General features: G+C 43.7%; 9 protein-coding genes and 2 pseudogenes. All 11 read left to right on the top strand.

Annotated features, from left to right (window positions below; all coding sequences use genetic code 11):
* The first annotated feature begins 163 nt into the window (after positions 1-163).
* The 11 genes and pseudogenes from pstS (at position 164) to LGZ99_RS02380 (ending at position 9155) form a co-directional block, all read left to right on the top strand.
* Positions 164-1204: a phosphate ABC transporter substrate-binding protein PstS gene (gene pstS / locus LGZ99_RS02330; protein ID WP_262978821.1), complete on the top strand. Its 1041-nt coding sequence runs from the start codon at positions 164-166 to the stop codon at positions 1202-1204.
* Positions 1205-1301: 97 nt separating this feature from the next.
* The gene (pstC, locus tag LGZ99_RS02335) at positions 1302-2258 is read left to right on the top strand and encodes a phosphate ABC transporter permease PstC (protein WP_262978835.1); all 957 of its coding nucleotides are present in this window, start codon (positions 1302-1304) and stop codon (positions 2256-2258) included.
* A gap of 1 nt (position 2259) precedes the next feature.
* Positions 2260-3144, top strand: a complete 885-nt coding sequence (gene pstA, locus LGZ99_RS02340; protein WP_023044412.1) for a phosphate ABC transporter permease PstA — start codon at positions 2260-2262, stop codon at positions 3142-3144.
* Positions 3145-3176: 32 nt separating this feature from the next.
* Positions 3177-3947, top strand: a complete 771-nt coding sequence (gene pstB / locus LGZ99_RS02345) for a phosphate ABC transporter ATP-binding protein PstB (protein WP_390893998.1) — start codon at positions 3177-3179, stop codon at positions 3945-3947.
* A gap of 14 nt (positions 3948-3961) precedes the next feature.
* Positions 3962-4681, top strand: a complete 720-nt coding sequence (gene phoU, locus LGZ99_RS02350; protein WP_021323362.1) for a phosphate signaling complex protein PhoU — start codon at positions 3962-3964, stop codon at positions 4679-4681.
* Between the two features lie 153 nt (positions 4682-4834).
* Positions 4835-5671 (top strand): ABC transporter substrate-binding protein, encoded by an 837-nt coding sequence (locus LGZ99_RS02355; RefSeq protein WP_262978822.1) that lies wholly within the window; start codon positions 4835-4837, stop codon positions 5669-5671.
* A gap of 79 nt (positions 5672-5750) precedes the next feature.
* Positions 5751-6488 (top strand): amino acid ABC transporter permease, encoded by a 738-nt coding sequence (locus LGZ99_RS02360; RefSeq protein WP_262978823.1) that lies wholly within the window; start codon positions 5751-5753, stop codon positions 6486-6488.
* A gap of 1 nt (position 6489) precedes the next feature.
* Positions 6490-7233, top strand: coding sequence for an amino acid ABC transporter permease (locus LGZ99_RS02365; RefSeq protein WP_036837563.1), 744 nt, complete (start codon positions 6490-6492; stop codon positions 7231-7233).
* Positions 7234-7661: 428 nt separating this feature from the next.
* Positions 7662-7814, top strand: a pseudogene (locus tag LGZ99_RS02370) (ISKra4 family transposase); the annotation flags it as partial.
* 253 nt (positions 7815-8067) lie between these two features.
* Entirely contained in the window at positions 8068-8271 is a 204-nt protein-coding gene (gene pttA / locus LGZ99_RS02375) for a phototemtide A NRPS accessory protein PttA (RefSeq protein ID WP_231398182.1), read from the top strand.
* Between the two features lie 99 nt (positions 8272-8370).
* Positions 8371-9155 (top strand): annotated as a pseudogene (locus LGZ99_RS02380) (IS30 family transposase).
* Positions 9156-9215 lie beyond the last annotated feature (60 nt).

Raw genomic sequence — 9215 nt, forward strand, 5'->3', positions numbered from 1 at the left:
AGTTTTATGTCAGCATCAGGCTGAATTTGCATTGCGCTGTCATAAAAATGTCATAATTAAGACATTTTGCTGTAACTAAACTGACCTATTTTCCCTTCTGCACCTTTTTTAATCTGACGAACACATTTCTTTGTTGATTCTCAATGTCCCATGAGGAGGGATTATGAAACTGATGCGTACCACTGTAGCCGGCATAATGGCAGCGACGTTTTCTTTGATAACCCTGTCGGTATTCGCTGCTTCCAGCTTGACGGGGGCAGGTGCGACATTTCCCGCCCCGGTGTATGCCAAGTGGGCAGATTCTTATCAAAAAGAGACCGGTAATAAAGTCAATTATCAAGGCATCGGTTCTTCCGGTGGCGTAAAACAAATTCTGGCAAATACCGTTGATTTCGGTGCTTCCGATGCGCCCTTATCCGATGAAAAATTAGCGGCTGATGGTTTGTTTCAATTCCCGACGGTCATCGGCGGGGTCGTACTGGCGGTTAATATCCCTGGTATTAAATCCGGCGAATTAACACTGGATGGTAAAACGTTGGGTGATATTTATTTAGGTAAAGTGAAAAAGTGGAATGATCCGGCGATGACTAAATTGAATCCGGGGATGAAACTGCCGGAGCAGGATATTGCGGTGGTACGTCGTGCGGATGGTTCCGGCACCTCTTTTGTGTTTACCAGTTATCTTTCTAAAGTGAATAGCGAGTGGAAAGAAAAAGTCGGTGCAGGCTCCACGGTAAGCTGGCCTGTTGGCTTGGGTGGTAAAGGCAATGATGGCATTGCTGCATTCGTTCAGCGCCTGACAGGTTCTATTGGTTATGTTGAATATGCCTACGCTAAACAGAATCATTTGGCTTATACCAAACTGGTCTCTGCTGATGGCAATGTTGTCAGCCCGACAAAAGAGAGTTTCAGCGCCGCAGCGAAGAAAGCGGAATGGCACAAAACGTTTGCTCAGGATTTGACACACCAACAAGGTGAAAACGCGTGGCCGATTACTTCCACTACATTTATTCTGCTTCACAAACAGCAAAAAGACGCCGCCAAGGGGGCAGAAATACTGAAATTCTTTGACTGGGCTTACGAGAAAGGCAATAAACAAGCGAATGATCTGGATTATGCAACCCTGCCAAAAGAAGTGGTTGAGCAAGTTCGGGCGGCCTGGAAAACCCATGTGAAGGATAGCAGCGGTAAAATTCTGTATTAAATCGTGTCGGTGGCAACGGTTTGAAGTATCGATTAAATTTGTAGTTTTGATTTCTCCCCCATTAAAGGGGGAGTTAACCCGGATGAGAATAAGCTCTATGGCCGAACAGAAAACGGCAATAAAAGCACCCAGTAAAAACGGCGATATTATTTTCAGCGCACTGGTTCGGCTAGCTGCGCTGATGACTTTGTTTTTGCTGGGAGGCATCATTATCTCGTTGATTATTGCCTCCTGGCCCAGTATCCAGCAGTTCGGCATCTCTTTCCTCTGGCATAAAGAGTGGGATGCCCCGGCAGAACAATTTGGTGCATTGGTGCCTATTTACGGTACGTTGGTCACTTCGTTGATTGCTTTGATCATTGCGGTGCCTGTCAGTTTCGGGATAGCACTGTTCCTGACGGAACTGGCGCCTAACTGGCTGAAACGCCCGCTTGGTGTAGCAATTGAGTTGCTGGCTGCAATTCCAAGTATTGTCTATGGCATGTGGGGGTTATTTGTGTTTGCCCCTCTGTTTGCCACCTATTTTCAGCAGCCGGTCGGCAATGTCCTTTCCGGTATGCCAATTGTCGGTGAACTGTTCTCCGGTCCTGCCTTTGGTATCGGCATTCTGGCGGCGGGCGTCATTCTCGCTATCATGATTATTCCTTATGTCGCCTCGGTTATGCGTGATGTGTTCGAACAAACACCGGTCATGATGAAAGAATCCGCTTATGGTATTGGTTGTACTACCTGGGAAGTTATCTGGCACATTGTATTGCCTTACACCCGCAATGGCGTGATTGGTGGTGTCATGCTGGGCCTTGGCCGTGCGCTGGGGGAGACAATGGCAGTGACTTTTATCATCGGTAATACTTACCAGCTCGACAGTTTCTCACTGTTTATGCCGGGCAACAGTATTACTTCTGCGTTGGCGAACGAATTCGCTGAAGCTGAATCTGGCTTACATACCTCAGCATTGATGGAGCTTGGTCTGGTTCTGTTTGTGATCACCTTTATTGTGCTGGCGTTGTCAAAATTAATGATCATGCGTCTGGCGAAGAATGAGGGGCGTTGATATGGCAACAATGGATGGACAAAAGCCTATTGATGAAAATGCACGTAGTCGTAAGCAGGCATGGCGCCGTCAGAAAAACCGGCTCGCTCTGCTGTTATCAATGGCAACCATGTTGTTTGGTCTGTTCTGGCTGGTGTGGATTCTGTTCTCCACAGTCACCAAGGGCCTCGATGGTATGTCGCTGGCGTTGTTCACGGAAATGACGCCGCCACCGAATACCGAAGGTGGTGGCCTGGCAAATGCCATTGTTGGTAGTGGCTTGTTGATTTTATGGGCGACGATTATCGGTACTCCGTTGGGGATCATGGCGGGTATCTATCTGGCCGAGTATGGCCGCCGTTCATGGTTGGCAGAGGTGATCCGCTTTATCAACGATATCTTGCTGTCAGCGCCTTCTATTGTCGTCGGCTTGTTTGTGTACACTGTCGTTGTAACGAAAATGCAGCACTTTTCCGGTTGGGCAGGGGTGATTGCCTTAGCGTTGTTGCAAGTGCCGATTGTCATCAGAACCACTGAAAACATGTTGAAACTGGTTCCTGATAGCTTACGTGAAGCCGCCTATGCCTTGGGAACGCCTAAATGGAAGATGATTTCGGCCATCACGCTGAAAGCCTCGGTATCCGGCATTATCACCGGTGTGTTGCTGGCAATTGCCCGAATTGCCGGGGAAACAGCGCCGTTGCTGTTCACCTCTCTTTCAAATCAGTTCTGGAGTACTGATTTGAGTCAGCCAATTGCCAACTTGCCGGTCACTATTTTTAAATTTGCGATGAGTCCATTTTCCGAATGGCAGCAACTGGCGTGGGCAGGCGTATTATTGATAACCCTGTGTGTATTGCTGATTAACATTGTAGCGCGTGTGCTGTTTGCCAAGAAAAAGCACTGACTGATATTTTCAACAGAGAGAAGTAAATGAACATGGCTAATGATATCGCTGGCAGTAAAATTCAGGTCCGTGATCTGAACTTTTATTACGGCAAATTTCACGCGCTGAAAAACATTACGTTGAATATTGCAAAGAATAAAGTAACGGCTTTTATCGGTCCGTCTGGCTGCGGTAAATCTACGTTGCTACGGACTTTCAATAAAATGTATGAATTGTATGGTGAGCAGCGGGCAGAGGGAGAAATTTTGCTGGATGGCAATAATATCCTGACGGATAAACAGGATGTGGCGTTGCTGCGTGCCAAAGTGGGTATGGTATTCCAGAAGCCGACCCCATTCCCGATGTCTATTTACGACAATATTGCTTTTGGCGTCCGTCTGTTTGAGAAACTCTCAAGAGCAGAAATGGATGAACGTATTCAGTGGGCTTTGACCAAAGCCGCATTGTGGAATGAAACCAGGGATAAATTGCATCAGAGCGGATACAGTCTGTCTGGTGGTCAGCAGCAGCGTTTATGTATTGCACGCGGCATTGCGATCCGTCCGGACGTTCTATTATTGGATGAGCCTTGCTCCGCACTTGACCCAATTTCTACCGGTCGTATTGAGGAACTGATCAGCGAATTGAAATCTGAATATACCGTGGTAATTGTGACTCACAATATGCAGCAGGCCGCGCGTTGTTCAGATCATACTGCGTTTATGTACCTTGGTGAATTGATTGAATTTAGTGATACAGACACATTGTTTACCACACCAAAAATGAAACAAACTGAAGACTATATTACCGGTCGTTATGGTTGATTACGGGGCGTAACATGGACAATCTGAATCTCAATAAACATATTTCCGGTCAGTTTAATGCTGAACTGGAGCATATCCGTACTGAACTGATGGTGATGGGCGGGCTGGTGGAGGAACAGCTCTCCAAAGCGATTACCGCGATGCATAATCAGGATGCGGAGCTGGCGCGTGAAGTGATTGATGACGATCATAAAGTCAATATGATGGAAGTCGCTATTGATGAAGCATGTGTTCGTATCATTGCCAAGCGCCAGCCGACGGCCAGTGATCTGCGGCTGATTATGTCAATCTCGAAAACCATTGCTGAACTGGAAAGAATCGGGGATGTGGCAAAGAAAATTTGCCAGACGGCACTTGAGAAATTTTCACATCAGCATCAGTCACTGTTGGTGAGTTTGGAATCGCTTGGCTGCCATACCATCCAGATGCTGCATGATGTTTTAGATGCTTTTGCCCGTATGGATCTGGAAGAAGCTATTCGTATCTATCATGAAGATAAAAAGGTGGATAAAGAGTATGAAGGCATTGTCCGCCAATTGATGACTTATATGATGGAAGATCCCAGAACCATCCCAAGTGTACTGACAGCCCTGCTTTGTGCACGTTCTATTGAACGGATTGGCGACCGTTGCCAGAACATCTGTGAATTCATTTTCTACTATGTCAAAGGTCAGGATTTCCGGCATGTCGGTGGTGATGAATTGGAAAGGCTGCTGACTAAAGATAACAAGTAACTTGCTGACAATGCTGGTATTTTTTTCCGGCATTGTTTTGTCTTATAATTCTTAATAGTTATAAATATAGTTTTTTATATTATTTCCTGCACTATAGTGAAATTGATAGCTTGTAGTGATTAATAAATATTTAATTACCGTCAGGAGTTTTCAATGAAATCCCGCGTTCTTGTCACGGCGTTGCTGACTGGGTTAGCACTGGTTACTGGTGTTGCGAAGGCCGATAAACTGGATGATATTAAAAAAGCCGGTACAGTGCGGATCGCTGTTTTTGACAGTAATCCCCCGTTTGGTTTTATTGACCCGCAAACTAAAAAACTGGCGGGTTATGATGTGGATATCGCAAAAGCGATTGCAAATGACCTTGGTGTTAAACTGGAACTGCGTCCGACTAACCCGGCAAACCGTTTGCCACTGCTGGCATCGAAGAAAATTGACCTGATTGCCGCCAACTTTACGGTAACGGATGAGCGTGCTAAACAAGTCGATTTTTCAATCCCTTATTTTGCCACTGGGCAAAAATTTATTGCCCGTAAAGGCGTTCTGAAATCCCCTGATGACATTAAAAACTTACGTATCGGTGCTGATAAGGGAACAGTACAGGAAATCACTCTGCGTGAGCATTATCCGACAGCGAAAGTCATCTCTTATGACGATACGCCTCTGGCATTTGCTGCGCTGCGTAACGGCAATGTACAAGCAATCACTCAGGATGATGCTAAACTGGTCGGCCTGCTGGCTAACGTACCGGCAGCACAAAAAGCGGAGTTTGAGATCTCTCCTTTCAGCATCACCCGTGAATATCAGGCTGTGGCTGCGGCAAAAGGGGAAGAGAGCTTAGTTGAGACGGTGAACCAAACGCTGCTGAAACTGGAAAAAGAGGGTGAAGCAGAGAAAATTTATAACCGTTGGTTTGGCCCAGAGACCAAATCGTCTCAGCCGCGAGGTGACTTTAAGTTTGCTCCTTTGGAGCAGCAAGCTAAGTCCTGATAGTTGCAAACCTTGGTAATCAGCCCCGCACCTTGTGTTGCGGGGTTTTATCATTGGTAATGTTTGGTAATCGTAAGATATGTTTGAGTTATTTGTTACAGAACACGTGCTTGCTCCCCAATACCTGGCGTGGCTTTGGCAGGGTTTCCTGATGACATTATGGATATCCGCCTGTACCGTTGTGGCTTCCACATTGCTGGGCTTTGTACTGGCTGCTGCCCGTGACAGCCAACTAAAAATTCTCCGTTGGCCGGTGACGGCTTACACCACCCTATTTCGTAATACGCCTCTGCTGGTACAACTGTTCTTCTGGTACTTTGCATCAGGGCAAATACTGCCGCAAGAGGTGATATTCTGGCTGAATACACCACATGAAATCAATCTGTTAGGTTTATCATTGGCATGGCCTTCGTTTGAATTTCTGGCTGGATTTATCGGTTTGACCCTCTATTCAGCCCCATTTGTTGCGGAAGAATTACGGGCAGGTATTCAGGGCGTAGGGCGGGGGCAGAAATATGCGGCTCATGCATTGGGGCTGACCGGCTGGCAGGCAATGTGTTATGTCGTACTGCCGCAGGCATTGAAGATAGCAATGCCGCCATTACTGGGACAGTACATGAATATTGTGAAAAACTCGTCGCTGACAATGGCGATTGGTGTGGCTGAACTGTCATATGCTTCGCGTCAGGTGGAGACTGAAACACTGAGAACATTTGAAGCATTCGGTGTTGCGACGGTGTTGTATATCGCCACGATTGCGGTCATGGAAGGTTGGGGACAATGGCGTCAACAACAAGCTATAGCAAGAGGACATTAAAATGGATTTTTCAGTCATTGCAGAAAACTGGCGCTACCTACTGTTAGGAACCTTCCCTGATGGCCCCCTTGAAGGGGCGGCATTGACATTGGTTATTAGCCTGATGGCTGGTGTGATTTCTATTGTATTGGGTACAGTTGCAGGTGTTGCTTTGGCAATGCTGAAAGGCTTTTGGGTTAACCTGTTAGCCGCAGTATTGGGTTTTTTCCGTGCAATTCCCGTCATTATGCTGATTTTCTGGACTTACTTTCTGTTGCCTGTGATGCTTGGCATGGAAATTCCTGAAATCACTACAGTGGTTTGTGCTCTGGCGTTGATCACCTCTGCTTATTTGGCTCATGGGGTGAAAGCGGGAATTATTGCGATTGGTGCGGGCCAGTGGCAGGCAGGGTTATCATTAGGTTTCAACCGTTGGCAGGTACTTTGGTACATTGTTTTGCCACAGGCATTACGCATGATGGTGCCTTCCTTTATTAATCAGTGGATCGCTCTGATAAAAGACACTTCTCTGGCCTATATTGTTGGCGTGGCAGAACTGTCATTCCTGGCAACTCAGGTGAATAACCGCAGTATGGTTTATCCGATAGAAGTCTTTTTATTTGTCGCGCTGATTTATTTTGTGATGTGCCTGACGCTGGAATTGACAGCAAACTATATTGTTCGCCGTTTTTCTCTGCAACGCAGGAAAATGTCTATTTTCCGTTTTTGGCGGAAGGAAAAATTAATTTTGTCTCCCCAATATTAATTTTTCCTTTATGTAATGATTTGTATTTTCGGCATAATCGCCCTATTTTAGTTATAGGGGGATTTTTAATATTAGTTTATTGTGTCTGATTTTATATTATTGAAATATATTTTCACTCTGAAATATAAACAATAATAAAATTATTAAGTTAAATAAAGATTTTTGTGAAAATAAGAAAAATCTGTTGAAATAACAGAATAATAATCTTTTTAGATAATCTATGGGCAAGGATGCCGGCATCTCAACATAATGCATGCTGATGAGACTACGACAACCAGAGATATCCGTCCTTTCATAGACGCTCTTGACGCAGTTAGATTTAACCGACCAAAAGTTAACCGCTAAGGGAAGCATGCGTTATACCTACATCAGAGTTAGCTCAACTGACCAAAGTATAGAGAGACAAAAAGAGGCTTTATCAGCAATAAATGCAATGGAGTCAACAAGGCGCTCATTATTTATTGCAAACGCGCCCGGCCGTATTAAACGGTGAGCTAGAGGCACAATTTGAGCTCTGGTATCCGGAAGTAAAATTGGGAGAGGAAACAGAAAACCATTTAACCGCAGCGATTACAGCATAGAATAATGCCCACGCTTTTTTATGCTATCCTTAATCAAATTAATCACAAAAGAGAAAGCTAATCACTAGATTATATGATACGAATAATATGTTATTCAATATGTGTCTTTGCAGTGAGTTTGTTATTTCATTGTGTATTTCAACTTTTTTTAAAAAAAATAATCATAAATGTGGATTTTGTCACGAAACAAATATTTTTTATTGACTTGCCAAAGTTAACATATAAGATTTTTTAATCATGAACCAAACTGAGGATTTATGTTTTGAGCAATCCATTTGAAAATGAATCTCTTGATTTCTTTGTATTAATAAATGATGAAAATCAACACTCACTATGGCCTGTATTCATTGCAGTACCTGCTGGTTGGCAAGTTATCTACGGACCAGAAAAACGTGAGAATTGTTTGAGTCTTGTAGAGAGTAACTGGAAAGATATGAGGCTAAAAAGTTTGCAGTGAAATAAATTAGAAAAGGCGGATTCGACTAATAAGTACAATTTTTCAGAAGGGCGGTCAGTTACTATATTAGGCATCTTTCCCGCCATAAGAAAATGCACTATGGTCTATAAACAACTGACCGAAACAGAAAGATACCCGATTTCCAGTTTAAAAAGCGGGTTTTTCATAACGTTTCATTGTCAATCACTCAATCGAAACCCATCAACTATTAGCAGAGAGTTGAAAAGAAATCAGGAAGTAAAAGAATATTGTCCGAAATAGGCCCATCTTTAGGGGCTTTCTCGCCGTCATTTTGCTAAGAAAGCCACAAAAGTGACCAAAGGAATAAAAAATGGATAAAGCGGCTAATTTGGCAAGATTTAAGTCCTGAACAGGTGGTTAACTATATAAGGAAGTATGAATAGATATCCTTGCATCATGAAACCATTTGTAGATTGATTTATAAAAATAAAATGGATAGAGGTGATTTATGGCAATATCTCAGAATTGTCAGCAAACCGTATCGTAAACGGTATGGTTGTTATGAAAGAAGAGGAAAAATTAAAAACAAAGTCAGTATTAATGAACGCCCAGAAATCGTTGATAAAAAAGCACGAATTGGTGATTGGGAAGGTAATACGATAATAGGAAAAGATAAAAAAAGTGTATTATTAACACTGGTTGAACGTAAGGCACTCTATTTAATTATTATTAAACTGAATAAAAAACAAGCATCAGAAGTGGCCGAAGCCACAGTGAAGGCTTTATACCCGTTAAAACAAAAGGTTAAAACAATGACGTTTGATAACGGTTTAGAATTAAATAATCGTCCCCGAAAGACTCGTGGTGGCAAACCCTCAAATGGACTATTTAAAGGGATACGAACTTGTTTACTCGTAGCTTAATTATGTTGCACTTACTATGCGAAACCACCAGACAAAAACATTATCCCTATAACATTTGTA

It is taken from the genome of Photorhabdus temperata, from assembly GCF_025384845.1.
GTDB lineage: Bacteria > Pseudomonadota > Gammaproteobacteria > Enterobacterales > Enterobacteriaceae > Photorhabdus > Photorhabdus temperata.

Excerpts from the sequence above, each read along its gene's own strand:
- pstS (WP_262978821.1), top strand. The coding sequence starts at position 164 with ATGAAACTGATGCGTACCACTGTAGCCGGCATAATGGCAGCGACGTTT.
- pstC (WP_262978835.1), top strand. The coding sequence starts at position 1,302 with ATGGCCGAACAGAAAACGGCAATAAAAGCACCCAGTAAAAACGGCGAT.
- pstA (WP_023044412.1), top strand. The coding sequence starts at position 2,260 with ATGGCAACAATGGATGGACAAAAGCCTATTGATGAAAATGCACGTAGT.
- pstB (WP_390893998.1), top strand. The coding sequence starts at position 3,177 with ATGGCTAATGATATCGCTGGCAGTAAAATTCAGGTCCGTGATCTGAAC.
- phoU (WP_021323362.1), top strand. The coding sequence starts at position 3,962 with ATGGACAATCTGAATCTCAATAAACATATTTCCGGTCAGTTTAATGCT.
- LGZ99_RS02355 (WP_262978822.1), top strand. The coding sequence starts at position 4,835 with ATGAAATCCCGCGTTCTTGTCACGGCGTTGCTGACTGGGTTAGCACTG.
- LGZ99_RS02360 (WP_262978823.1), top strand. The coding sequence starts at position 5,751 with ATGTTTGAGTTATTTGTTACAGAACACGTGCTTGCTCCCCAATACCTG.
- LGZ99_RS02365 (WP_036837563.1), top strand. The coding sequence starts at position 6,490 with ATGGATTTTTCAGTCATTGCAGAAAACTGGCGCTACCTACTGTTAGGA.